Here is a 22,776-nt window from a genome sequence, read left to right on the forward strand (position 1 = left end):
TAGCGCATGAGCTTCCAAAAAGAACCACCCTTCTCCCATGGTCAGGCGCCGCGCACGGCCGTTGTGCTGTGCAACCTGGGTACGCCCGATGAGCCCACAGCACCGGCCCTGCGCCGTTACCTGGCCGAATTCCTCAGCGATCACCGGGTGGTGGAGATTCCCAAACCCATCTGGTGGCTGATTCTGCACGGCGTCATTCTTCGCGTTCGCCCGAAGAAATCGGCAGCCAAATACGCCAGCGTCTGGATGCCCGAAGGCTCGCCGCTCAAGGTCTGGACCGAAAAACAGGCAACGCTGCTGCGCGGCTACCTGGGGGAGCGAGGCCATCAGGTCACCGTGCGCTACGCCATGCGCTATGGCAACCCGTCGATCCCTGCCGTATTGGACGAGCTCAAGGCCCAGGGCATGACCCGCGTGCTGCTCGTGCCGGCCTACCCCCAATACAGCGGCACCACCACCGCCAGCGTGTTCGATTCGGTCGCCAACTGGGGGTTGAAGGCGCGCAACCTGCCCGAAATCCGCTTCATCAACCGATACCACGACGACGCCGGCTACATCGAAGCGCTGGCCAAGAAGGTGCGCCAACACTGGATGCACAACGGTCAGGCCGACAAACTGGTGATGAGCTTTCACGGCGTGCCCGAGCGCACGCTGCAGTTGGGCGACCCCTACCACTGCGAATGCCACAAGACCGCACGCCTGCTGGCCGAAAAACTCGGTCTGACCAAAGACCGCTACCAGGTCACCTTCCAGTCCCGATTCGGCAAAGCCAAGTGGCTGGAGCCCTATACCGAGCCTTCGCTGATCAAAATGGCTCAAAACGGAACACACAGCGTCGACGTGATCTGCCCCGGCTTCACCAGCGACTGCCTGGAAACGCTGGAAGAGATCAATATGGAGGCCCGCGAGGCGTTTTTGCACGCCGGGGGAAAAACGTTCAACTACATCGAATGCGTGAACGACAGCCCCGACTGGATCCGCGCCCTCGCCGACCTGGCCGAACGCCACATGCAAGGCTGGCCCACCTTGCAGGCCGACGACCCGATGGCGCTCAAGGAAAGCCGGGAGCGGGCGCTGGCCTTGGGCGCCAAAGACTGAGGATTTGCCATGAAGACAACGACAACAGCAGCGGCCACCTTGCTGACCGCGCTCGCCACATTGGCAGGCTGCAGCGCCCAACAAGGCTATGCCGGCGCGCAGTCCTGGAAACGCAACCAGTGCAGCAAGATCGTTGACGCACAGGAGCGCCTTCGCTGCCTGAGGGAAGCCGATCAGTCTTACGACAGCTATCAAAAAGAAGCAGAAGCCGCGACAAAGAAGCCCGCACAGGACCGTGCGACTGCAGCGGAATCGCCCCAACAGTAGAGACACCCCAGGTGCCTGCGCGGCAGAAAGGACACCGGCTGCAACCCGCGAGAATCCGGTCTGGCTTCTGCGCCTTCTGCCGCAAAGACGCCTGGGCGCACGTCCCACCGTCGTCTCAATTTGAGAAAACTTCCCATCGGGCCCAACGGCCTAGGGGTTACACCCAAGGACACGCCCACGCGCCCATGTTTCACTTCTGGAGGACATTCACCAACAGGAGACAAGCATGCAGGTTCAACTTCAGGTCAACGGAAAAGCCGTGACCGTCGACGCGGCGCCCCACACGCTGCTGGTTCAAGCACTTCGCGAACAGCTCAAACTCACCGGCACCCACGTGGGTTGCGACACGGCGCAATGCGGCGCCTGCACGGTGTTGATGAACGGCAAGGCGGTCAAGTCTTGCAACATGCTGCTCGCGCAGGCCGCGGGCACTGACGTCCAGACCATTGAAGGCATGGCCGCTGCCGATGGCACCATGCACCCCATGCAAGCCGCATTCAAGGAATGCCACGGTCTGCAATGCGGCTTCTGCACGCCCGGCATGGTGATGAGCGCCGTGGATCTGCACAAGCGCCAACCCAACGCCAATGAACAACAGGTGCGCGAAGGGCTGGAGGGCAACATCTGCCGCTGCACCGGCTACCAGAACATCGTCAAATCCGTGCTGCAGGGTTCTGCGGCCATGAAATCTTAAGGAGCAGCAACATGGGTGCATCCGACTTTGCCAATCTCCCCCACATTGGGGAATCCGTCCGCCGCAAGGAGGACTACCGCTTTCTGACCGGCGCCGGCCAGTACACCGATGACATCGTGCTGGCCAACATGGCGCAGTGCTACTTCGTGCGCTCGCCCCATGCCCATGCCAAGATCCGCAGCATCAACAAGACCGCTGCGCTGGCCGCGCCCGGCGTGATCGGCATTCTGGACGGCCAGGATGTGGCCGCCGACAAGATCAACGGCCTGCCCTGCGGCTGGCTGATCACCAGCACCGACGGCGAGCCCATGAAGGAGCCGCCACATCCAATCCTGGCACTCGACAAGGTGCGCTACGTGGGTGACCACGTGGCCATGGTCGTGGCTGAAACGCTGGAACAGGCGCGCAATGCCGCCGAAATGGTCGAGGTGGACTACGAGCCGCTGGCCGCCGTGGTCGATGTGCGCGATGCACAGGCCAAGGGTGCCCCGGCCGCGCACGACATCGCACCTGACAACCATTGCTACAAATGGGCCATCGGTGACAAGGGCGAAGTCGACAAAGCGTTTGTCGGCGCCGCCCACGTGACCAAGATCGATCTGGTCAACAACCGCCTGGCGCCCAACCCCATGGAGCCACGCGCCGCCATCGGTCACTACAACCGGGCCGGCGACGACTACACGCTGTACGTCGCCAACCAGAACCCACACGTCGAACGCCTGCTGATGACGGCGTTTGTCATGGGCCTGCCGGAGCACAAGGTGCGTGTGATCGCCCCCGATGTGGGCGGTGGTTTTGGCGCCAAGATCTTCCTGTACGCCGAAGACGTGTGCCTGACCTGGGCCTCGAAGAAACTGAACCGTCCGATCAAGTGGAACTGCGACCGCTCGGAGGCCTTCCTGTGTGATGCCCACGGCCGCGACCACGTGAGCCACGCCGAACTGGCGATGGACAAAGACGGCAAGTTCCTGGCTTTCCGTGTGCACACCGATGCCAACATGGGTGCTTACCTGTCCACCTTTGCCCCAGCCGTGCCAACCATTCTTTACGCGACGCTGCTGGCCGGTCAGTACAAGACGCCGCAGGTGTATGTGGAGGTGGACGCCTGGTTCACCAACACCTCGCCAGTGGATGCCTACCGAGGTGCCGGGCGCCCGGAAGCCACCTACCTGCTGGAGCGCATCGTGAGCCGCGCGGCCTGGGAAATGGGCGTCAGCCAAGACGAGATCCGCCGCCGCAACTTCATCACCGAGTTCCCCTACCAGACCCCGGTGGCGCTGCAATACGACACGGGTGATTTCATCGCCTGCATGGACAAATCGCAAGAGCTGGCCGACGTCAAAGGGCTGGAAGCGCGCAAGGCCGAATCGAAGGCCAAAGGCTTGCTGCGCGGCGTGGGCTACTCCAGCTACATCGAGGCGTGCGGCCTGGCACCTTCCAACGTGGCCGGTGCGCTGGGCGCCAGGGCGGGCCTGTTTGAATGCGGCGAAGTGCGCGTGCACCCCACGGGCAGTGTCACCGTGTTCACCGGTTCCCACAGCCATGGCCAGGGCCACGAAACCACATTCGCACAGGTTGTGGCCGCCCGCCTGGGCCTCTCGCCCGACCAGGTCGACATCGTGCACGGCGACACCGGCCGCGTGCCTTTCGGTATGGGCACCTATGGTTCGCGCTCCATCTCGGTGGGCGGCGCGGCCATCATGCGTGCGCTCGACAAAATTGAAGCCAAGGCCAAGAAAATCGCGGCCCACCTGATGGAAGCCAGCGATGCCGACATCGACTTTGCTGGCGGCGAGTTCAAGGTCAAAGGCACCGACAAGATGGTCACGTTTGGTCAGGTCGCGTTGACGGCCTACGTGCCACACAACTACCCGCTCGACAAACTGGAGCCCGGTCTGAACGAAACCGCGTTCTACGACCCGACCAACTTCACCTTTCCGGCCGGTACCTACATCTGCGAGGTCGAAGTCGACCCCGCCACCGGTGTGGTGCGCGTGGACCGCTTCACAGCGGTGGACGACTTCGGCACCATCATCAACCCGATGGTGGTTGAAGGCCAGGTGCACGGCGGCGTGGTGCAAGGCATCGGCCAGGCGCTCATGGAGCATTGCGTGTACGACCGCGAAACGGGTCAGTTGGTGACCGGCTCCTACATGGACTACACCATGCCCCGCGCCGACGATTTCCCCAACATCACCATCGGCCACGTGTGCACCCCCTGCACCACCAACCCACTGGGCACCAAAGGTTGCGGCGAAGCGGGGGCCATCGGCTCACCGCCCGCCGTCATCAACGCGGTGCTCGACGCGCTCGCGCCGCTGGGTGTCAAAGACCTGGACATGCCTGCGAGCCCGAACCGGGTCTGGGCAGCGATTCAACAAGCAAAAGCCTGAGGAGAACACACATGTACGCATTCGATTACGAACGCCCCGCCTCCATGGCTGACGCCTTGGCCAAGATCTCGGCCGGTGGCCAGGCCTTGGCCGGTGGTCAAACCCTGATCGCTTCCTTGAAACAACGCCTGGCACAACCGTCCAGCCTGATCGACCTGGCCGGCGTCGCTGAGCTCAGCGGCATCAAGAAAGACGGCAACTCACTGGTGATTGGCGCGATGACGCGCCATGAAACGGTGGCCGACAGCGCCGATGTCAAAGCCCTGATCCCGGCGCTCGCCGCGCTGGCCGGTGGCATTGGCGACCGTCAGGTTCGCGCCATGGGCACCATGGGCGGCTCGGTGGCCAACAACGACCCGGCCGCCTGCTACCCCAGTGCCGTGCTCGGTCTGGGCGCCACCGTGCAGACCAACAAACGCACGATTGCTGCCGACGACTTCTTTCAAGGCATGTACACCACGGCCCTGGAAGAAGGCGAGCTGATTACCGCGATCCACTTCCCTGCGCCTCAGAAAGCGGCCTACGCCAAATTCCGCCAACCCGCCTCCCGCTTTGCGCTGGTCGGCGTGTTCGTGGCGCAAACGGCCAACGGCGTGCGCGTGGCAATCACGGGAGCGGGCAATGGCGTGTTCCGCCATGCCGGCCTGGAGGCTGCGTTGACCAAGAGCTTCACGCCCGAGGCGGTCGAAGGCGTGGCCATCGATGCGAACGAACTCAACGGCGATCTGCATGCCAGCGCGGCCTTCCGTGCCCAACTGGTCAAGGTGCAAACCCAGAAAGCGGTCAAGCAAGCCAATGGTTGAACCAGTTTCCGGTTTCGCCACCATCGACGAACTGACCCACGCCCTCAAAGGCGTGGGTTACCACGCACCGCGCCAGCTCGCCACCTCCGTCTTTCTCGCCATGAAGCTCCAGCGCCCGCTGCTGCTCGAAGGCGAGCCCGGCGTGGGGAAAACCGAGTTGGCCAAGGCGCTGTCGAAAGTGCTTGCCCGCCCCATGTTGCGCTTGCAGTGTTATGACGGCATGGAGCAGCGCGAAGCTTTGTACGAGTGGAACCACACGGCGCAGTTGCTGCACATGCGGGCCGCGCAAGACACCGTGACCGCCGATGAGATCGAACGCGAGGTTTACCAGCCACGCTACCTGATCCGCCGCCCCTTGCTGCAAGCGCTACAGGCGCCTGCGCCCGGCGCGGTCTTGCTGATCGACGAGGTGGACCGCGCCGACGAGCCCTTCGAGGCTTTTCTTCTGGAATACCTGGGCGAATACCAGGTGACCATTCCCGAGCTCGGCACCATCAAGGCCGAAGCCGCCCCGATCACCATCCTCACCAGCAACCGCACCCGCGATCTGAACGACGCGGTCAAGCGCCGCTGCCTCTACCAGTGGATGGACTACCCCGAGCGCGAGCGCGAGCTGGCCATCGTGCAAAGCCAGGTCCCCGAGGCCGGGCCCGCGCTGACCGAGCAGATCACGCAATTCGTTTCGCGTCTGCGCTCCATGCCTTTCGCCAATGCCTTCCAGCGCAGCCCCGGCATCGCCGAGAGCGTGGAGTGGGCCAAGGCTTTGGTGGCGCTGGACACGCTCACGCTGGACCCCGAAGTGGTTCAGGACACGGCGGGCATCTTGTTCAAGCAACGCGAAGACGTGGCCGCCCTCATTCCCCTGATCGACGAGTTGCTGCAGCCTGAACCTGCGTGACGCCAGGATGAAGGGCCGATCCACATGATGAAGCTCGGCGACGCGCGCAGCGGCAAACTGCGCGACAACATCACCGGCTTTGGCCGTGCCTTGCGCCGCGCCGGCGTGCCTGTTGACAGCAGCCGCATCGCCATGGCCATCGAAGCCATCGAGCTCGTCGGCATCGAACGCAAAGACGATCTGCATGCGGCTTTGCGCGCCGTGCTGGTGAGCCGCCAGCAAGATCTGGAGGTTTTTGACCAGTTGTTCGACGCCCTGTTTCGCAACCCCGAATTGGCGCAGCAACTGCTCGCCCAGATGCTGCCCAAAGTGCGCCAGGCCGAGGCGCCCAAGCGCAAGGCCCGCGTGCAGGAAGCCCTCGCAGCGGCCAGGGCTCCCAAAGAAGGCCCGCGCAAGGAGAGCGAAATCCAGCTCGACGCTGCGATGACCGCCAGCGATCAGCAACGCCTGCGCCACGCCGATTTCGCCACCCTCAACGCCAGCGAGTTCCGCCTGATCGAGCGCCTGGTGCGCGATGTGCCCCTGCCCTTGCCACCCGTCCGGGGCCGCCGAACGCGCGCCGGTGTGCGCGGTCAACGGCCACACTGGGCCGCAGCCATGCAACAGGCCCGCCGTTTTGAGGGCGAACTGCTGTGGTTGCCCAAGCGCGCCCGCCGGCCACAGGCCCTGCCCCTGCTCGTTCTGGTGGACGTCTCGGGCTCCATGGAGCGCTACGCCCGCCTGCTACTGGCCTTCTTGCACAACGCCACACAAGGCCGCCCGCGCGCCGCCTTTGCCTTCGGCACCGACCTGACCGACCTGCGCCCCGCCTTCCGGCAACGCGACACCGATCACATGCTCGACATGGCCAACGCGGCCATCGCCGATTTCGCTGGCGGCACCCGCCTGGGTGCCTCGCTGGCCACGCTGCGCGAGCGCCACGCGCGCACGCTGGTGGGCCGCCGAACCGTGGTCGTGCTCATCAGCGACGGGCTGGACACGGGCGAGCCCGACGCACTGAATTCCGAGGTCTTGTGGCTCAAGCGCCACTGCCGCCAGTTGTTGTGGCTCAATCCCCTGTTGCGTTTCGACGGCTACGCGCCATTGGCGAGCGGCGCCAAGGTGCTGCACGAGCACGCCGATGGCATGCTCGCGGTGCACAACCTGAGCCGACTCGAGGACCTCGCACAGGCCATGGCACGGCTCATGCAACGCTGAAACCCGACACCCAAAAACCGTTCCAACAGGAGACCCCCACCATGGACATGACCGGCCAACGCACCCTCAAAGCCACCCAGCAACAAGCCTGGGAAGCCTTGAACGACCCTGAAATCCTGAAGGCCTGCATTCCTGGCTGCAAAAAATTTGAAGCCACCGGCGACAACGCCTATGCCGTGGCCGCGGGCATCAAGATCGGTCCCGTCGCGGCAACGTTCAATGGAAACGTGCAACTCACCGACATCGTCGCGCCCACCAGTTACAAGCTCAACTTCGACGCCCAGGGCGGCGTGGCCGGCTTCGGCAAGGGCGAATCGTCGGTCGAACTCAAACCCCTGCCAGAAGGTTGCGAACTGAACTACACGGTGCACTCCACCGTCGGCGGCAAGATCGCCCAACTGGGCCAGCGCCTGATCGATGGCGTGGCCAAGAACATGGCCGAGGACTTCTTCAAGCGGTTTGAAGCGGCGCTGGAAGAGCGCTACCCCCCAGCTGAAACGCCCGCCGACAGCGGCGCCGCTGCTCCCTCCCCCACGCCTGCCTCGGCGTCGGGAATGCCCACCTGGGTTTGGGCCGCGGGCGCCGTCGCGGTGGCCGTGGTCATCTGGCTGATCAGCCGCTGACATCACACATCAAAGCCATGGAAAACCTCGACCTCACCGTTCTTCGCAACCTGCTGCAATGGCGCCGCGCCGGGCAAAAGGCGCTGCTGGCCACTGTCGTGCGCACCTGGGGTTCATCGCCCCGCCCGGTGGGCTCGATCATGGCACTGTGCGAATCGGGCGCAGTGGTGGGTTCGGTCTCGGGCGGCTGCATTGAAGACGACCTGATCTACCGCTACAGTCGCGCCAACACCCCCCAAGGCTCAGCCGCCATCGAAGGCATCAGCCACGACATCCCCAGCGGGCCGCCCGAGCGAGTGACCTACGGCGTCACCGCAGACGAAGCCCACCGCTTCGGCCTGCCTTGTGGCGGCACGCTGGAGCTGTTGCTGGAATTCAACCCGGAAGTGGCACCGCTGGAAACGCTGGTGCAAACGCTCACCGATGGCCACATGATGGAGCGCCACACGGCCATTGCCACCGGCGAAGTCAAACTCGTACCGGCCAGCAAACCGCAGGCCCTGAGCGACGACGGCACCACACTGCGCAACAGTTTTGGACCCGAATACCGCATGCTGCTGATTGGCGCCGGACAGCTCACCGAATACCTCGCCACCATGGCGCTGTTCTGCGGTTTTGCGGTTACCGTTTGCGACCCGCGAGAAGAGTACCGGGGTAACTGGCAGGTGGCGGGCGTCAAGCTCGACGCCGGCATGCCCGACGACGTCGTGACCGCTTTCAACGTCGACCGGCGCACCTGCGTCATCGCGCTCACCCACGACCCCAAGCTCGACGACCTCGCCCTGCTCGAAGCGCTGGGCAGCGAAGCGTTTTACGTGGGAGCCATTGGCTCACGCCGCAACAACGAAGCCCGGCGGGCCCGCATGATCGAGCATTTCGATCAAACCGAAGACAGCCTGGCTGCCATGCGAGGTCCGATAGGCATCTACATCGGCAGCAAAACGCCACCGGAAATAGCGGTCAGTGTGATGGCCGAAGTCTTGGCGCTGAAAAACGCCGTGCCATTGCCGCGCGACATGCAGGTGGGACCGGCCAAGGAACAGCTGCAACCCGGCAGCGGAACAGCCGCCGTGTGTTTTTCGGGCCAGCGCACGGCCTAACGGGCCCTCTGGCGAAGCGGCACATGAAGGTCATGGCCGCCTTCGATTGGCGGCCCGATCCAGGCCACGGGGCAAGGGTAAACCCCAGTCTCATATGTTTCTGGCCGCCCGCCGAACCCGCTCCAAAACTGATTAAATGAAGGCGGCTCTGGCAACAAGGGCCGCCCATTCCCATGTCCCACAGCAACCCCATCCTTCTACCTGAGCACCAGCGCATGGCCGCGATCGAGCGGGCACGCCAAGCCATATTGCTCGGTCATGGGGCTCACGCTGCGCCTGGATTGGCTCCAGACATCGAGCGATCGTGGCGGCGTTGCCTGACGATGGGCCACGAACCAGACCGCCCGGTTACGTTCGACTGCATTTCATCGAGCAACACACGCCGTGTACTCGATGCGAGCCGTCCCTTGCTGAAGGCAGCCGCCCCGGTGGTGCGAACGCTCACCCGAGCCATGCTGCACACACGGTATTTCGCCATATTGACCAATGCCGACGGCGTGGTCATCGATGTGCATGGCCCGGTGGACCGCAACGACCCGCCTGCTGCGACGCTGGCCCGCGTCGGCATCGACCTGTCGGAAGCCACCGTGGGCACCACGGCCATCGGAACCACACTGGCCGAGCAACAGTCGGTATGGCTGCACCGTGGCGAACACTTCTTTCAGGACAACGCCGTCTTCAGTTGCGCGGGCGCGCCGATCTGGGGCCCCGATGGCCGCTGCGTGGGCATGCTTGATCTGACGGGTGTCAATGTGGTGGAGCAGCCTGCCCTCAAACACCTGGTCACGCAATCGGCCCGCAGCATCGAGAACGCACTCACGCTGGCGCAACCCCATCGGCTGCTGCTGCGACTGAACTGGCCGGGCCGCGTTTTGGGCGACGACAACGACGGTTTGGTCTGCCTGGATGCCGATGGCTACATCACCGGCATGAACCGGCCCGCCATTGAAATGCTGTGCGCTTCGCCCGAAACCATGCAAGCCCATGCCGACAGCGTATTTGCCCTCAGTTGCGCCGACTTGTTCGACGCGGCCAGCCAGCACCGGGGGGCCTTCGAAGTCCCGTTGTGGTCGGGTCTTCGTTTGTTGGCACTGGCTCAACCGCACACGGCGGGACAACTGGGGCAGCACGCATCGGGCCACGGCGTGCCCCTGAAAGACCATGAGATTTCCTTGATCCGCAAAGCCGTGGAAGACGCCCAGGGCAATGTGGGCGCAGCGGCCCGGGCACTGGGCATCAGCCGAGCGACCGTCTACCGCCGCCTTCAGACCAAACGGTCAGGACACTGATTCGCCCGCGCCATACGGGCCCTCCGTCGGCGTGGTTTGTTCCAGCGCCGGTCGCCAGATCAGGGTGCCGTGAGTGTCATGCCCTGCTGCTGGAACAAGCGCAACAGCTCACCGCTTTCCCGTATGGTTTTCAACGCAGCGTCCAGCGCCAGGGCGAGCTCCTTGTTGGTTTTTTTCACGGCCATGCCCACCGGCCAGCCGTTGTTGGGTATGCCGTTGAGCGCCAGCGTTTCCAGCTCGTAGCGGCCAGGTTTCACGCCAGCTACAAGCATCGCGGCTTCAGCCTGCGCGCGCGTCAGGTAGGCCGCAGTTGCCTGCCCATTCAGCACCGCTTCACCCGCCTCCATACCTGTGTTGAAGATGCGAACCTGGTTGCGCAACAACCCTCCGCCATAGCCCATGACAGCGCTGGCAGCGCCCGTGCCACGCTCGGCAGCGATCACGCTGTCCTTGAGATCTTCTGGCCGCTGCACCTGGGCGAGTTTTTCGGTATCTCTCAACAAAACAAAGGACTGCCGCATGTATGGCCCCACCACCAGCACCTGCGGGTTGTTGTTCATCAGATTTTTGTCGACCGGTACCTGCAGCATCACATCAGCGGGACCGTAACCCAGGTAGTGCCCCTTCCAGACCATGTTGCGCAGGTCGTCGTCCATGTTCTCGTCGGCGTCAAACGGCAACAAGGAGAGCTGCAAATGCATGGCCCTGGCCAGGGCACCCGCCACCGCCACATCCAGACCTTGCATATCTGTGACAGGGCCGCCTGCAAAGGGCGCATTGTCTTTGTAAACCGCTACCTTCAACACGCCGCTGGCTCGCACCCTGGCCAGATCGGTCACCTCGGTTTGCGCATGGACCAGCGGCACGACGCCAAGGAACAGGGGCAACAGCAGGCCCATGGCCCACCGCCTCCCCACTGCAAACGGGCCTGGCTTCGCAGGTGCCAAGGCGTGCTCGATCTGTTTTTTCATGAATGGGTCTCCGTTGTCTCGGTGGTTGGTTCCAGCTTCTGCAAAGCGCTCAGCCAGGCAGGCGCACAGGCCTGCTGCGCCCTCAAGGCTCGCGCCGCGTTTCGAGGTAGGTCTTGATCGACCAGATTGCTTCCTGCGTCAGGATGCCTTCAAACGGAGGCATGTAAACGCGGCCGCCACGTGTGCGACCGCGGCGCACCGTCCCCAAAAAGTAGTCATCGATTTCCTGGAAACAGGCGTTCTTTTTGGCTTCGTCTGCCATGCCCACACAATCGGTGTCGATCTTTCTCAGGTCGGGGGAGATGCCACCGGAGATGGCCTCCAGTCCATGGCAGCGCGCGCAATTCTGGTTGTAAGCCGAAGCACCAATGCGCAAAGCTTCGGCGTGGGCCTCGCCCTTGCTGAACGGATTCGTCTCGCGCCACTTGTCCCCCAGTTGCGGCAAAGTGTGTGTGTCGACCGACTGCGGCACCACATCACCGTGGGCAAAAGCCGCAACAGCGATCAAGGCCGTGACGGCAGCAACGCATCCTCGAGCCAGGCCGCGAGAAGAAAGGGTGTTGAATGAAAAGCGCATGGGTGTTGTCTCCAGGTTTCGATTGGGTCTCCCGGCCTTGGATAGCAATATGCAGGCCATCTGCCGTGCTCTTTGCTGTACCCGGACACACAAGCTCATCTGCCCATGAAAACACCCAAAAGTGTCCCAATTTGCATCACTCGCAACAACCCATGCCGCGAAGGTGTCCCGTCCTGGGTCGCAATGTGGTTCGTGCAAGGTTCGGTGCCATTCCCGCCCTTTGCACCGTCGCCCAGCAGAACGCGACAACCCACTTTCCGGCCGATTTCCGTGTCGTTGAGCACATGGCCAGCAAATTGCTTGTTCGAAGTGGAACAGGGCTTGTGTCAGTGTGTTTCACATTGGCGTATCCCCTGTTGATCCCCTGGCTGGACACCAAGACAATACCGATGGAAAACGATCAGAACGAAACCAGCAAACACCTGAGCCGTCAGCCCCGCGCCGAAGACGCCTGGGGCATTGACGTGTGGAACAACAACACCGGGAACCCGGGAGACAACATGACTGCTTCCAAGCCCCGAGAGGCGCGTGGGCTGAGAGCCAGCCCACCTGTGGCCAGTGCCATGGATTCGACCAACCTGATCCATCAGTCGCATCGCCGCTCGCTTGACTACGGCATCACGGCCCACGCCGAGCCCGACTTTTCCAGCCCTTCGCGCGGCCTGCTCAACGACGCACTGGACGAGAACCGCTTTCTCTTCCAGCACGCGGCTCCCGTGATGGAAACGCTCTACGACCAGATCGTCAATACCCACAGCATGGTCTTGCTGACCTCGGCACGCGGCATGGTGCTCCATTCTTTGGGGGACACCGATTTTCTTGAAAAAGCCTCACGCGTGGCGCTCACCCCCGGCATGGATTGGTCAGAAGAGAACAAGGGCACCAACGCCATAGGCACGGCGCTCACCGAAGAAGAAGCCCTCACCGTTCATGGCAACCAGCACTTCATGAACGCCAACAAGGTGTTGACCTGTTCGTGCGCGCCCATCTTTGATCCTTATGGTCAGGTGATCGGCGCGCTCGATGTCACTGGTGACCACCGCAGCTTTCACCAGCACACCCTGGCCCTGGTGCGCATGTCGGCCCAGATGATCGAGAACCACATGTTCGCCGACATCTTCCCCAAGGCCATCCGCATCCATTTCCACACCCGCTCCGAGTTTCTCGGCACGCTGGTGGAAGGCATCGCGGTGTTCTCGCCGGAAGGCCGCTTCATCTCGGCCAACCGCAGCGCCCAGTTTCAGATTGGCCTCCCCTTCGCGGCCCTCAAAGCGCACACCTTCTCGTCCCTGTTTGGCATTCCTGTTTCCGCCTTGAGCGAACTCTTCACCGGCACCACCCCCAACCCCAAACAGCTGTGTCTTCACAACGGCGTTTCGGTCTGGGCACGGGTGAAGCTCAAAGCACAAAACGCCTGGATGGCCCACCCACAGGACGTGCAGCCCCCCCCCACGCCAGCCAACGCCCAGCCTGCTCCGCTCAAGCAAACGGGCAAACGCATGCAGCTGTCATCGCTGCAGTACCTGGACACCGGAGACCCGCAGGTCTCTTCCGTCATTCACAAGCTGCGGCGGGTATCGGGACGTGATATTCCCGTGATGATCCTGGGTGAAACGGGCACGGGTAAAGACCTGTTGGCCCAGGCTATCCATGGCGACTCCAGCCGCTCGGGCCAGCCTTTTGTCTCGGTCAACTGCGCATCGATTCCAGACAACCTGATCGAGTCGGAGCTGTTTGGTTACGAAGAAGGTGCCTTCACCGGTGCGCGCAAGAAAGGCTCTATCGGCAAGATCCTGCAGGCCAATGGTGGAACCCTGTTCCTCGATGAAATTGGCGACATGCCGAAACATCTGCAGGCGCGTTTGCTGCGTGTGTTGCAAGAACGCAAGGTCAACCCGCTGGGTTCGACCAAGGAGATGGAAGTCGATGTCGCTGTGATCAGCGCAACCCACAAAAACGTCAAGGACATGATTGCGCGGGGTGACTTTCGCGAAGACCTGTATTACCGGCTGAATGGCCTGGTGGTGCGTTTGCCCGCCTTGCGTGAACGAACCGACTTCCAGCTGGTGGTGCAGAAGATTCTGAAATCCCTGTGCGAGAACGGCCAGCGTGTGGCCATTTCGCTAACGGTCATGGACCTGCTGCGGCGCTACCACTGGCCCGGCAATTTCCGCCAGCTGCACAACCTGCTGCGCACAGCGGTGGTGATGGCAGGCTGCGAGGGGGAGATCCTCATGGAACATTTGCCTGACGATTTTCTTGAGGAAATCGAGCATGGTTACAACGCACACCTGCCCCCCAATGTGCTGGAAGCCATTGCGCACTCCCATGCCACGGCAACGCCAACGGCCGTGCCATCCACGCCCGATCCCGACGGTCACCGGCTACAAGATGTGGCATTGAGCGCCATGGCCAACATGCTGCGCCTGCACAAAGGCAATGTGTCGGCCGCCGCCAAAGCACTCGGCGTTTCACGCAACACCATCTACCGCAAAAGAGACCAGTTGCCGCCCGACGTGCTGGGCTGAACAAGGTGCCTTGCGTGGGCCCGACCCACGCTGGCTCTAGTTCCCCCGGTCCATCCAGACCGGTTCCAGTTCGCGCCATGCGCGCTGCACATTGAAGGCATGGCGCTCCGCGTAACCGGCCCAGTGCGCGTATGCAGGCATGGGCACCTGACCGGCTTCCTGAGGTTGATGTCCTTCGTCCATCGCTTGCAGAACGCCCTGGCGCAATGCCGTGAGATAGGCCCGCGTTTCGATCAGCGCTTCTGGCAAGGAACCGCGTTCTTGTGAGGAAGACACCACCGCCGACACCACATGCAGGGGTTTCAGTTGATCAAGGTGGTTCAAGGCCAACAGCCACCCCTCCACGCTGCCCTGTGAGAGCTCGGGAATCCGGCCCATGTAGGCCAGGCCGCCCGCCCAGACAATGCGCAACCTGGCGTTCCACAAAACGAGGTCTCCTTCGGTGTGCCCCTGCTCGATCGGCATCACCTGCAAAGCCAGTCGCCCGACCTGCAACACATCACCGCTGTTCAGAACCCGGTCAGGCCAGCGAATGTTCGTGCCGGCCATGGCCGCTTCGCCCGCTTTCCGTTTCAAACTGGCAAGGCAATTCGAACAGCGTTCACGCATGGCGGCAAGCGTGGCAGACGTGGACACAATCGCCGCTTGCCCACCGCGCACCAACTCATCGAATGCCCCATTGGCCAACACGTTTTCAGCGTGCGCATGGGTGTTCACCACCCAGCGCACACGCGCCTGAAACCGGCACACCACTGACCGCCTAACGCGCAGCCCATGCAACAGGCTGGGCCCAGGATCGATCACCGCCGCCTCACCGCCATCCAGTACCACGGTCGTCGGCGCCACATGGCCCCGGTTCCCAACACCGACCTCGGCCACCGCCCCCGGCCACACCCACACGCCCGGGGCCAGCGGCTCCCAGGGCACGGGCTCAACGCCAGCCTGGGCACGACAATCAGTCTGGGCGGGCGATGCCACGCAACCCGCCAACCAGAGGCCGAGGAAGCAGACAACGGCTCTGAGAAAACCGCTCACCCCAGGGACCCCAGGTTGCGACGCACCGCCAGACGCAGCGCCTGCAAGGTGTCGGCCTCGTGGCCCAGGTGCCCCGAGCGGGTCAGGGTCAAGCGCATGCGCTCGGCACCACCTGTTTCCAGCGCCGCCCATGCCTGGCTGTTTCGACTCGGGCACACCGCATCGAACTGCCCATGCACCCAATCGATGGCCACGCCTGCCCCTGAAGCGGTGTGCACCGCGCGGTCCAGCTCGCCGGGCCTGACAAAGCCGCGCTGCAACAGGTAATGCGCCTGCACGCGGTATTTGTCTCGCAAACGCCGGTCAACGGGGCGGCTGCGAAGCAAGTCTTTGTTCGCCAGGGCGCGTCGAAGGCCGCGCCCCAAACCTGCCACATCGCGGCGAATGCGCGTTGCCAAAACCTGATCGCCGCTTGAGACCGCATGGCGCAGGCTTCGGCGCATTCCCACCGCGGCACAAGCCATTTCCAGGGTGTTCCACCGCCGCACAACGCGCAGCACTGTCACACCACCTGTTCCACTTTGAATCACTTTGCGCAATGCCACCAACACCGAAGGCACACCGTAGCCCGGTGCGCGCGGCCACCGTGGTTCAAAACCCACGCGGCCCACCACCTTGCCGCCGGGTTGCAACAGTCCGGCCAACTCGCGCCGGCTGGTGGCAAAAGCACCACGCAAAACCAGCCGATCAACCCGCTGCGGATGGCGTTGCACGTAAGCCAGCGCAACCACCGTGCCCCAAGAGCCCGCCAATACATTCCACCGCTCGACACCCAGTTTCTGGCGCAAGGCTTCGAGGTCGCAAACCAATGCCTGCAAGGTATTGCGGGCGATTTCACCGCGCGGCCTGCTCGCGCCGCAGCCGCGTTGATCGGGGGCAACGGCCCACTGTTTCGCCAGATCGAGAGGCTGCAACATGCCCGGTTGGCAGCTCGCGCCTGGGCCACCATGCAGCATCAGCCAGGCCTCTCCCTTTTGATTTCCCACCACCCGGTAAGCCATTCGATGCTGGCCGCCAATCGGCAGATACTGAGGAGAAGGCCAGACGTGGGACATGGTGGGTGGCAAGTGACGGGGTGTGAGAACTGGGTGAATACCCTGATAGGGGTGAACAGCGATGGCAAATGGCATTGATGTTGCTTAGGATAAAAGCGCTGGCCATGGGATTCATCCCGCAGGCTTGCAGACACGTTTCATGCCAACTTCAACTGGAGACCGACTATGCAGTGGACCACCCCTTCTTTCACCGACCTTCGTTTCGGATTCGAAATCACGATGTACATCGCGAACCGCTGATCTTCAGCGGGCCTTGGTCATGCTGAAACAGTCACCACAACATTGACCCGATCAACATGACCTGAAAAAGCGCACGGGTGCAAATCGCGTGCGCTTTTTCCTTTCTTCGACTCCTCACGACACACAGGCCAGTCTATGCGCATCCGGGTATTGGGTTCTTCCGCAGGCGGTGGTTTTCCGCAATGGAACTGCAACTGCAGCAACTGCAAAGGTCTTCGCAACGGCACGATCAAGGCGCAAGCGCGCACGCAGTCGTCCATCGCCATCAGCGTCACCGGTCAGGACTGGCTGCTCGTCAACGCCTCGCCTGACATCCTCAAACAGATCGCTCAAACACCCGATCTGCAGCCTGCCCGCGCCGTGCGCGACAGCGGCATCGCCGCCGTGTTGCTGATGGATGCGCAAATCGATCACGTCACCGGACTGCTGATGCTTCGCGAGCGCCAGACCCCGCTTCCCCTGCTGGCCACGCCAGAGGTGCTGTCCGACCTGTCCGATGGATTTCCCATCACCCGCATCCTGTCGCACTACTGCACAGTCGCGCCCACCGAATTGCCCATCGACGGCCGCACCACCGACATACCCGGCCTGCCCGGCGTACAGGTGCAAACAGTGGCCCTGTCGTCCAAGCCGCCACCCTATTCGCCCTTTCGCGGCAACCCGCGCCCGGGCGACAACATCGGGCTCTTGCTGCACAACCCCGCCACCGGTGCGAAAGCGTTTTACGCCCCCGGTCTGGCTGCGGTCACACCCGAGCTGCTCGAGATCATGGGCCGCTGCGATGTGATTCTGGTCGATGGCACGTTCTGGACCCACGATGAAATGCAGCGCGAAGGACTGTCCAAAAAAGCCGCGCTCGACATGGGCCATCTGCCACAGAGCGGCCCGGGAGGCATGATCGAGCAACTCGACAAGCTGCCCAAAAGTGTCCGGAAAATCCTGATCCACATCAACAACACCAACCCCATGCTGGTCGAAGACTCCGACGAGCGCGCGGTGTTGACGGCACATGGCATCGAGGTGGCGTTTGATGGCATGGAGGTGGGGTTGTGACCCCCCTGCGCCATGGCGCGCTTGACCTGGCGCGGCTGGCGGTCTGGCCACGCCCGGGCAAGATCAACATCGCCGGTGCCAGGCCCATCTGAACCAAGAACCCCATCATGGAAATCGCACAACACCCCCGTCCAGCCAACGGTTTGCCCGCCTGGACGCCCGAAGCGTTTGAAGCGCAGCTGCGCGACAAGGGCCGCAGCTACCACATTCACCATCCCTTCAATGTGCGCATGAACACAGGCGGCTGCACGCCCGACGAGATTCGCTGCTGGGTCGCCAACCGCTTCTACTATCAAATCTGCATTCCGCGCAAAGACGCCGCGGTTCTGGCCAACATGCCCGACCGCGCCCACCGCCGTCTGTGGATGGAGCGCATTCTTGATCACGACGGCCACGGCGATTTTGAAGGCGATGCCGCTGGCGGTATCGAGGCCTGGACGCGGCTGGGCGAAGCCGTGGGCATATCGCGCGAAGAGCTTTGGTCGCTGCAAGGCGTGGCGCCTGCGGTGCGATTTGCTTGCGACGCCTATGTGAATTTCGCGGCCAAGGCGCCGTGGCAAGAGGCGGTGTGTTCTTCGCTCACCGAAATGTTCGCCCCCCAGATCCACAAAGACCGCCTCGCCACCTGGCCCAGGCACTACCCCTGGATCGAAGCCAACGGCCTGTCCTATTTCCGCAGCCGCATCCCGCTGGCCGGCCGCGACGTGGAACACGGCCTGCGCGTCACCCTCGAACACTTCACCACCCGCGCCCAGCAACACCGCGCGCTCGACATTCTGCAGTTCAAGCTGGACATCCTGTGGTCCATGCTGGACGCCATTGAAAAAGCCAGTCAATAAATGACGACTCCCGACGCCGCTTCGCGCCTTCCCCCCAAGGGCATGGCCTCGCGACCACGCCTACGGCCTGGCAAAGCCAGTTCCGTGGCGTGTGCTGGGTTGGGTTCCTCTGCTCCGGAAAGGTTTGCAATTGGATCAGCCCATGAATGAATCAACCCCCTTGCCAGAACACCCCAAGCTCTCGCGCCGTTTCCGTCTGCAATTCGAAGAGGCGCAGAACCGCTGGGTGTTGCTGTACCCCGAGGGCATGGTGCAGCTCAACGACAGCGCTGCGGAGATTCTGAAGCGTTGCGATGGCGAGCGCAGCCTGGCCGAGATCGTGATCGAGCTGGAATCGGCATTCAAGGTTCAAGACCTGATGCCGCAAGTCAGCTCGCTATTGGAAGAAGGGCAGCGCCGTGGCTGGGTGGAATAGGCCCATCCCTGCCGCGCTGCGCGTGACCCCCTCAAGGGGGCGCCGCTGGCGGACCGGCGTAGCCGGGTCCGCGGCGGCCTCGGCTGACAGGCCCTCAAATTGCGCTCTGGAGAACCTCGTTTGAATACCGTGCCCATCCCTGTCGGCCCACCCCTTTGGCTGCTCGCCGAGCTCACCTACAAGTGCCCGCTGCACTGCGTGTTTTGCTACAACCCCACGCAGCATGCCCGCATACAAGACGAAATGAGCACCAAGCAGTGGGTCAGCGTCATGCAGCAGGCTCGCAAGCTGGGCGCCGCTCAGTTGGGTTTTTCCGGCGGCGAGCCGCTGCTGCGTGATGACCTGGTCGAACTCGTGCAGGAAGCCCACCGTCTGGGTTACTACACCAACCTCATCACCTCTGGCGTGGGCCTCACACCCGCGAAAGCGCAGGCCCTCAAAGATGCCGGGCTGGACCACGTTCAACTTTCGTTCCAGGATTCCACCAAGGAGCTCAACGACTTTCTGAGCCACACCAGGACTTTCGAGCTCAAGCAGCGCGTGGCGCGCCTGATCAAGGCCCACGACTGGCCGATGGTCTTGAACTGCGTCTTGCACCGCCACAACCTACCCCATGTGCGCAAGATCATCGATATGGCCGTGGCGCTGGAAGCCGAATACCTCGAACTTGCCAACACGCAGTACTACGGCTGGGCCTGGATCAACCGAGACCACCTGATGCCCACACGCGAAGAGCTGGAGGAAGCCGAGGCGCTGGTCACCCAGTTTCGCATCGAACAAGAAGGCAAGACCGGCTCAAAGACCCGCGTGCTGTTCGTCGTACCCGACTACTTCGAAGAAAGGCCCAAGGCCTGCATGAACGGCTGGGGCTCGGTGTTTCTCAGCGTCGCGCCCGATGGCCTGGCCATGCCTTGCCACAACGCACGCGACCTGCCCAACCTCGCCCTGCCCAACGTCAAAGACACGCCCATCGCCGAGATCTGGCAACGCAGCAACGCCTTCAATGCCTTCCGCGGCGACAGCTGGATGAAAGCGCCCTGCCGCACCTGCGACGAACGCCACAAAGACTTCGGCGGCTGCCGTTGCCAGGCCTTCATGATCACCGGCGACCCGGCCAATGCCGACCCGGTGTGCAGCAAATCACCCCACCATGAGAAGGTGGTGCAACTGGTCGCGCAAGCACCCACGCGGCGCCACATTCCCATCGTGTTCCGCAGCGACGACGAATCGCGCCACCTTCACCCGGTGCCATGAGCGGACCCCAATCCGTTCACGCTTGAGCCCAAGCCAGGCGCAACCGTCTTGGCCTCTTCACAACCGCATGCCGGGTGCATCGCTGGTGAGCCGACAACCCATTTTTGAAGCCGGCCCCTCGCCGCACTGGTGCGATGGCGACCGTGGCCTTGCAGAGGAACTGGCTCGCATTCGCTCCTCTCGTGACCCAGCCATTGACCTTTCACATGTCGATATCCGGTCGGAGCCATGGACAGACTGATTGCCGCCCATTTGAGGGGCCGGTTGAGGCTGACAGCAGTTGGCCAGGTTTTGCAACTCAATGACAGCCGCCGCCGGAACCTGCCATTCGTCATCCTGCGAGGCGACCGACCGCTGTACCTTCAGCAGCGGCCACTCTAGAGCAATGAGTCGCAGGAGGTGCCGAGCGACGCCTACCCACCAAGGCGGCCAGCACTTCGCGACCCTGAGCGGAGGTAGTCGCTGCGGATTCTGGTACCCGCTGTGCAGCGGGACCTGCCTTCGGAGGAAAGTGACGACATTTTCCCCAAGCAAGGACGCTCCGAGCCTCGCGAATCGAGAAAATCAAGCCACTTTCGGTGACCAATTTGCCATCGGCGCCGAGGGTCACTTGGAGTTGCATCATCCTGTTTGATCACTGGCATCTGCACCTGAGTCGCTCCACCTGGCTTTTCGTCACACTGGAGTGTCAGCGCCAAGTAACGTGCGCCAGTTCTCCAGCCTGTACACCGTGAGTTGTTACACGCTTGAGCGATCAAATCATCGAACTCCGATGCGCTCCAAACCCCGCCATCGCTCCATCCGCCACTGCCAGGGTTACATTCCCAGCCATTCGAGCGGCATCGCCACACGCAAACACGTTGGGCACGCTGGTGGCTTTGAATTCATCCACTTTGATGAACGGACCCATGGGGCCATCTTCCAGCGAGCAGCCCAGTTGTTCTGCGATGGGACTGCTCAAGAAGGTGCGGGGCTGGGTAAACAAGGCATTCATGGTGAAAATGCGGCCGTCTTGCAGCACCACGTCGGCGAACCCGTCGATGCGCGCAATGCGCGCCGCCTCCACTTGCGTTCCGCGGCGGGCGATGGCTGCGAGCTCTTCTGCGCCAGGGGTGTATGCGCCATTCAAAAACAGAGTAGGGCTGCCCCAGTCTGGCAGCATGATGGCGTGGTGTTGGGCCAGGGGCGACGCGGCAATGATGCCGATGGGCCCCGCGTCTGCTTCATACCCGTGGCAATACGGGCAATGAAAGACGCTACGACCCCAGCGTTCGACCAAGCCGGGCACTGTAGGCAATTCGTCACGCACGCCGGTGGCAATGATGAGGTGCTGAGCCCTGACCGTCTCGCTGCCCACGCGGAAGCCCAGCCACCCGTCTGATGTCACGTGGGCATCGTCAGCAGTGCCGTGCAGCCATTCCACGCTGGGGTAGTTCATGAGCTCCTCGCGGGCGTCGGCAGCAATTTCGGCGGGCGCGCGGCCATCCTGGGTCAGGTAACCGTGCGATGAGCCGCCGACGGCGTCGACAAAGCGGTTGCGCCGTTGGGCAGCGTCTACCACCAAAACATTGCGGCGCGCGCGGGCCAATTGCAGAGCCGCAGCCATGCCGGCGTAGCTGCCCCCGATAACGGCAAAGTCAAATGTTTTCATGGATGTGATCTTCCAGTTGATGCGTCCGGGAGTGACCGTGGACCCTGTGTTGGGCCATACGGCGGTGAAAGTCAGCTGACAGCGTGGCCAAGGTGACCGCGCCGAAACGTTTGAGCAACAGGGCCTCGGCCTCTTGAGCGGCGCCGGCCAAGGCGTCGTTCACGGCTAAGGCAACCAGGCAGCTTGGGTTTTCCTCCCGAAAGCCCAGTGACACCAGCTTGGGAGCGCCCAGCGCTTGGTACACATCGGCCAGGGTGATGCGCTCCAACGCGCATGACAGCACCCAGCCACCACCGTGGCCTTTTGCTGAGGCCACAAACCCGGCGTTACGCAGGCCGCTCATCAGGCGGCGCAGCACTACCGGGTTGGTCTTCATTGCGGCGGCCAGTGTCTCGGACGTGGCAGGACCATCGCCCTCGGCCATGTGCAACAAGACGTGCAAGACGTCGGAGAGTTGGTTGTTTTGTTTCATGCAACATTATTAGTTGCATGTATTTAGCCCTACGTTGTTGATGGTCATCCGCGCAGCGCGAGCTGGTGCCGCTGCAGGTTTCAATTGTTCAGACTGGGTTCCGCCTCTTTTGGGAAGGCCAGAGGGCCTCATTTGCAGGAAATGTGCGGCCGCTTCGACCGTCTTGCGCGCGCGTTCACCACACGTGACACGGTCCCATGCCCATAACTGTGGTGCGTCGTTCATTGCCCGCACAGGGGCTGGGATAAGCCTACGAACTCCGCCAAAATGAAATTCTCAAGGACCGTCGATGGCCGAAGTGAGAAACCACGCAGGGTTCCGCAA

General features: G+C 62.7%; 22 protein-coding genes. 16 read left to right on the forward strand and 6 right to left on the reverse strand.

The genetic code is table 11. The features are described from left to right. The first annotated feature begins 6 nt into the window (after positions 1-6). The 10 genes from hemH to LPB072_RS13600 all read left to right on the forward strand — a co-directional run bounded on the left by hemH (position 7) and on the right by LPB072_RS13600 (position 10,362). Positions 7-1,098, forward strand: coding sequence for a ferrochelatase (gene hemH / locus LPB072_RS13555; RefSeq protein WP_066090727.1), 1,092 nt, complete (start codon positions 7-9; stop codon positions 1,096-1,098). A gap of 9 nt (positions 1,099-1,107) precedes the next feature. Continuing rightward, the gene (locus LPB072_RS13560) at positions 1,108-1,365 is read left to right on the forward strand and encodes a hypothetical protein (protein WP_066090730.1); all 258 of its coding nucleotides are present in this window, start codon (positions 1,108-1,110) and stop codon (positions 1,363-1,365) included. A 226-nt stretch (positions 1,366-1,591) separates the two neighbouring features. Then, the gene (locus LPB072_RS13565; protein WP_066090732.1) at positions 1,592-2,059 is read left to right on the forward strand and encodes a (2Fe-2S)-binding protein; all 468 of its coding nucleotides are present in this window, start codon (positions 1,592-1,594) and stop codon (positions 2,057-2,059) included. Positions 2,060-2,070: 11 nt separating this feature from the next. Continuing rightward, positions 2,071-4,452 (forward strand): xanthine dehydrogenase family protein molybdopterin-binding subunit, encoded by a 2,382-nt coding sequence (locus tag LPB072_RS13570; protein WP_066090735.1) that lies wholly within the window; start codon positions 2,071-2,073, stop codon positions 4,450-4,452. A gap of 11 nt (positions 4,453-4,463) precedes the next feature. Beyond that, positions 4,464-5,255, forward strand: coding sequence for an FAD binding domain-containing protein (locus LPB072_RS13575; protein WP_066090738.1), 792 nt, complete (start codon positions 4,464-4,466; stop codon positions 5,253-5,255). After that, positions 5,248-6,153 (forward strand): AAA family ATPase, encoded by a 906-nt coding sequence (locus LPB072_RS13580; protein WP_066090741.1) that lies wholly within the window; start codon positions 5,248-5,250, stop codon positions 6,151-6,153. Before LPB072_RS13575 ends, LPB072_RS13580 begins: the two co-directional genes overlap by 8 nt. 27 nt (positions 6,154-6,180) lie before the next feature. Next, positions 6,181-7,350, forward strand: a complete 1,170-nt coding sequence (locus LPB072_RS13585) for a vWA domain-containing protein (RefSeq protein ID WP_066091031.1) — start codon at positions 6,181-6,183, stop codon at positions 7,348-7,350. A 41-nt stretch (positions 7,351-7,391) separates the two neighbouring features. After that, positions 7,392-7,973: a CoxG family protein gene (locus tag LPB072_RS13590; protein WP_066090744.1), complete on the forward strand. Its 582-nt coding sequence runs from the start codon at positions 7,392-7,394 to the stop codon at positions 7,971-7,973. Between the two features lie 17 nt (positions 7,974-7,990). Beyond that, positions 7,991-9,073: an XdhC family protein gene (locus LPB072_RS13595; RefSeq protein WP_066090747.1), complete on the forward strand. Its 1,083-nt coding sequence runs from the start codon at positions 7,991-7,993 to the stop codon at positions 9,071-9,073. Between the two features lie 173 nt (positions 9,074-9,246). Next, positions 9,247-10,362 carry a sigma-54-dependent Fis family transcriptional regulator gene (locus tag LPB072_RS13600; RefSeq protein ID WP_066090750.1) on the forward strand — a complete coding sequence of 372 codons (1,116 nt, stop codon included), beginning with the start codon at positions 9,247-9,249 and terminating at the stop codon, positions 10,360-10,362. Positions 10,363-10,421: 59 nt separating this feature from the next. On the opposite strand, the gene LPB072_RS13605 is transcribed toward LPB072_RS13600, so the two are convergent. After that, positions 10,422-11,333 carry a substrate-binding periplasmic protein gene (locus LPB072_RS13605; RefSeq protein WP_066090753.1) on the reverse strand — a complete coding sequence of 304 codons (912 nt, stop codon included), beginning with the start codon at positions 11,331-11,333 and terminating at the stop codon, positions 10,422-10,424. A gap of 82 nt (positions 11,334-11,415) precedes the next feature. Continuing rightward, the gene (gene pedF / locus LPB072_RS13610) at positions 11,416-11,910 is read right to left on the reverse strand and encodes a cytochrome c-550 PedF (RefSeq protein ID WP_066090755.1); all 495 of its coding nucleotides are present in this window, start codon (positions 11,908-11,910) and stop codon (positions 11,416-11,418) included. 500 nt (positions 11,911-12,410) lie between these two features. On the opposite strand from pedF, the gene LPB072_RS13615 reads away from it, so the two are divergent. Continuing rightward, positions 12,411-14,438, forward strand: a complete 2,028-nt coding sequence (locus tag LPB072_RS13615) for a sigma-54-dependent Fis family transcriptional regulator (protein WP_066091034.1) — start codon at positions 12,411-12,413, stop codon at positions 14,436-14,438. 36 nt (positions 14,439-14,474) lie between these two features. Here LPB072_RS13615 and LPB072_RS13620 read toward each other — a convergent pair whose 3' ends face one another. After that, a complete protein-coding gene (locus LPB072_RS13620; RefSeq protein WP_157694154.1) occupies positions 14,475-15,416 on the reverse strand; it encodes an MBL fold metallo-hydrolase in 942 nt (313 codons plus the stop codon). Between the two features lie 53 nt (positions 15,417-15,469). Beyond that, on the reverse strand, positions 15,470-16,528 hold the full coding sequence (locus tag LPB072_RS13625; protein WP_157694155.1) for an alpha/beta fold hydrolase: 1,059 nt from the start codon (positions 16,526-16,528) through the stop codon (positions 15,470-15,472). Positions 16,529-16,693: 165 nt separating this feature from the next. Here LPB072_RS13625 and pqqA point away from each other — a divergent pair, with 165 nt between their 5' ends. From pqqA to pqqE, 5 genes are all read left to right on the forward strand, one after another. Further along, positions 16,694-16,768: a pyrroloquinoline quinone precursor peptide PqqA gene (pqqA, locus tag LPB072_RS23180; RefSeq protein WP_082876953.1), complete on the forward strand. Its 75-nt coding sequence runs from the start codon at positions 16,694-16,696 to the stop codon at positions 16,766-16,768. 135 nt (positions 16,769-16,903) lie between these two features. Then, on the forward strand, positions 16,904-17,821 hold the full coding sequence (gene pqqB / locus LPB072_RS13630) for a pyrroloquinoline quinone biosynthesis protein PqqB (RefSeq protein ID WP_066090764.1): 918 nt from the start codon (positions 16,904-16,906) through the stop codon (positions 17,819-17,821). A gap of 107 nt (positions 17,822-17,928) precedes the next feature. Further along, positions 17,929-18,660: a pyrroloquinoline-quinone synthase PqqC gene (gene pqqC, locus LPB072_RS13635; RefSeq protein ID WP_066090767.1), complete on the forward strand. Its 732-nt coding sequence runs from the start codon at positions 17,929-17,931 to the stop codon at positions 18,658-18,660. 142 nt (positions 18,661-18,802) lie between these two features. After that, positions 18,803-19,075 carry a pyrroloquinoline quinone biosynthesis peptide chaperone PqqD gene (pqqD, locus tag LPB072_RS13640; protein ID WP_066090770.1) on the forward strand — a complete coding sequence of 91 codons (273 nt, stop codon included), beginning with the start codon at positions 18,803-18,805 and terminating at the stop codon, positions 19,073-19,075. Positions 19,076-19,195: 120 nt separating this feature from the next. Then, positions 19,196-20,329: a pyrroloquinoline quinone biosynthesis protein PqqE gene (gene pqqE, locus LPB072_RS13645; protein ID WP_066090773.1), complete on the forward strand. Its 1,134-nt coding sequence runs from the start codon at positions 19,196-19,198 to the stop codon at positions 20,327-20,329. A 754-nt stretch (positions 20,330-21,083) separates the two neighbouring features. Here pqqE and LPB072_RS13650 read toward each other — a convergent pair. Beyond that, entirely contained in the window at positions 21,084-21,980 is an 897-nt protein-coding gene (locus tag LPB072_RS13650; protein WP_066090776.1) for an NAD(P)/FAD-dependent oxidoreductase, read from the reverse strand. Continuing rightward, complete coding sequence (locus LPB072_RS13655; RefSeq protein ID WP_066090779.1) at positions 21,967-22,452, reverse strand: Rrf2 family transcriptional regulator; 486 nt, start codon at positions 22,450-22,452, stop codon at positions 21,967-21,969. The genes LPB072_RS13650 and LPB072_RS13655 overlap by 14 nt, the downstream gene beginning before the upstream one ends. Positions 22,453-22,776: the final 324 nt, after the last annotated feature.

The organism is Hydrogenophaga crassostreae, assembly GCF_001761385.1.
GTDB classification, from domain to species: Bacteria; Pseudomonadota; Gammaproteobacteria; order Burkholderiales; family Burkholderiaceae_C; genus Hydrogenophaga; species Hydrogenophaga crassostreae.

Bases quoted from the DNA above. Each gene is read 5' to 3' on its own strand.
- hemH (WP_066090727.1), top strand. From the start codon at position 7: ATGAGCTTCCAAAAAGAACCACCCTTCTCCCATGGTCAGGCGCCGCGC.
- LPB072_RS13560 (WP_066090730.1), top strand. From the start codon at position 1,108: ATGAAGACAACGACAACAGCAGCGGCCACCTTGCTGACCGCGCTCGCC.
- LPB072_RS13565 (WP_066090732.1), top strand. From the start codon at position 1,592: ATGCAGGTTCAACTTCAGGTCAACGGAAAAGCCGTGACCGTCGACGCG.
- LPB072_RS13570 (WP_066090735.1), top strand. From the start codon at position 2,071: ATGGGTGCATCCGACTTTGCCAATCTCCCCCACATTGGGGAATCCGTC.
- LPB072_RS13575 (WP_066090738.1), top strand. From the start codon at position 4,464: ATGTACGCATTCGATTACGAACGCCCCGCCTCCATGGCTGACGCCTTG.
- LPB072_RS13580 (WP_066090741.1), top strand. From the start codon at position 5,248: ATGGTTGAACCAGTTTCCGGTTTCGCCACCATCGACGAACTGACCCAC.
- LPB072_RS13585 (WP_066091031.1), top strand. From the start codon at position 6,181: ATGAAGCTCGGCGACGCGCGCAGCGGCAAACTGCGCGACAACATCACC.
- LPB072_RS13590 (WP_066090744.1), top strand. From the start codon at position 7,392: ATGGACATGACCGGCCAACGCACCCTCAAAGCCACCCAGCAACAAGCC.
- LPB072_RS13595 (WP_066090747.1), top strand. From the start codon at position 7,991: ATGGAAAACCTCGACCTCACCGTTCTTCGCAACCTGCTGCAATGGCGC.
- LPB072_RS13600 (WP_066090750.1), top strand. From the start codon at position 9,247: ATGTCCCACAGCAACCCCATCCTTCTACCTGAGCACCAGCGCATGGCC.
- LPB072_RS13605 (WP_066090753.1), bottom strand. From the start codon at position 11,333: ATGAAAAAACAGATCGAGCACGCCTTGGCACCTGCGAAGCCAGGCCCG.
- pedF (WP_066090755.1), bottom strand. From the start codon at position 11,910: ATGCGCTTTTCATTCAACACCCTTTCTTCTCGCGGCCTGGCTCGAGGA.
- LPB072_RS13615 (WP_066091034.1), top strand. From the start codon at position 12,411: ATGACTGCTTCCAAGCCCCGAGAGGCGCGTGGGCTGAGAGCCAGCCCA.
- LPB072_RS13625 (WP_157694155.1), bottom strand. From the start codon at position 16,528: ATGTCCCACGTCTGGCCTTCTCCTCAGTATCTGCCGATTGGCGGCCAG.
- pqqB (WP_066090764.1), top strand. From the start codon at position 16,904: ATGCGCATCCGGGTATTGGGTTCTTCCGCAGGCGGTGGTTTTCCGCAA.
- pqqC (WP_066090767.1), top strand. From the start codon at position 17,929: ATGGAAATCGCACAACACCCCCGTCCAGCCAACGGTTTGCCCGCCTGG.
- pqqD (WP_066090770.1), top strand. From the start codon at position 18,803: ATGAATGAATCAACCCCCTTGCCAGAACACCCCAAGCTCTCGCGCCGT.
- LPB072_RS13650 (WP_066090776.1), bottom strand. From the start codon at position 21,980: ATGAAAACATTTGACTTTGCCGTTATCGGGGGCAGCTACGCCGGCATG.
- LPB072_RS13655 (WP_066090779.1), bottom strand. From the start codon at position 22,452: ATGAAACAAAACAACCAACTCTCCGACGTCTTGCACGTCTTGTTGCAC.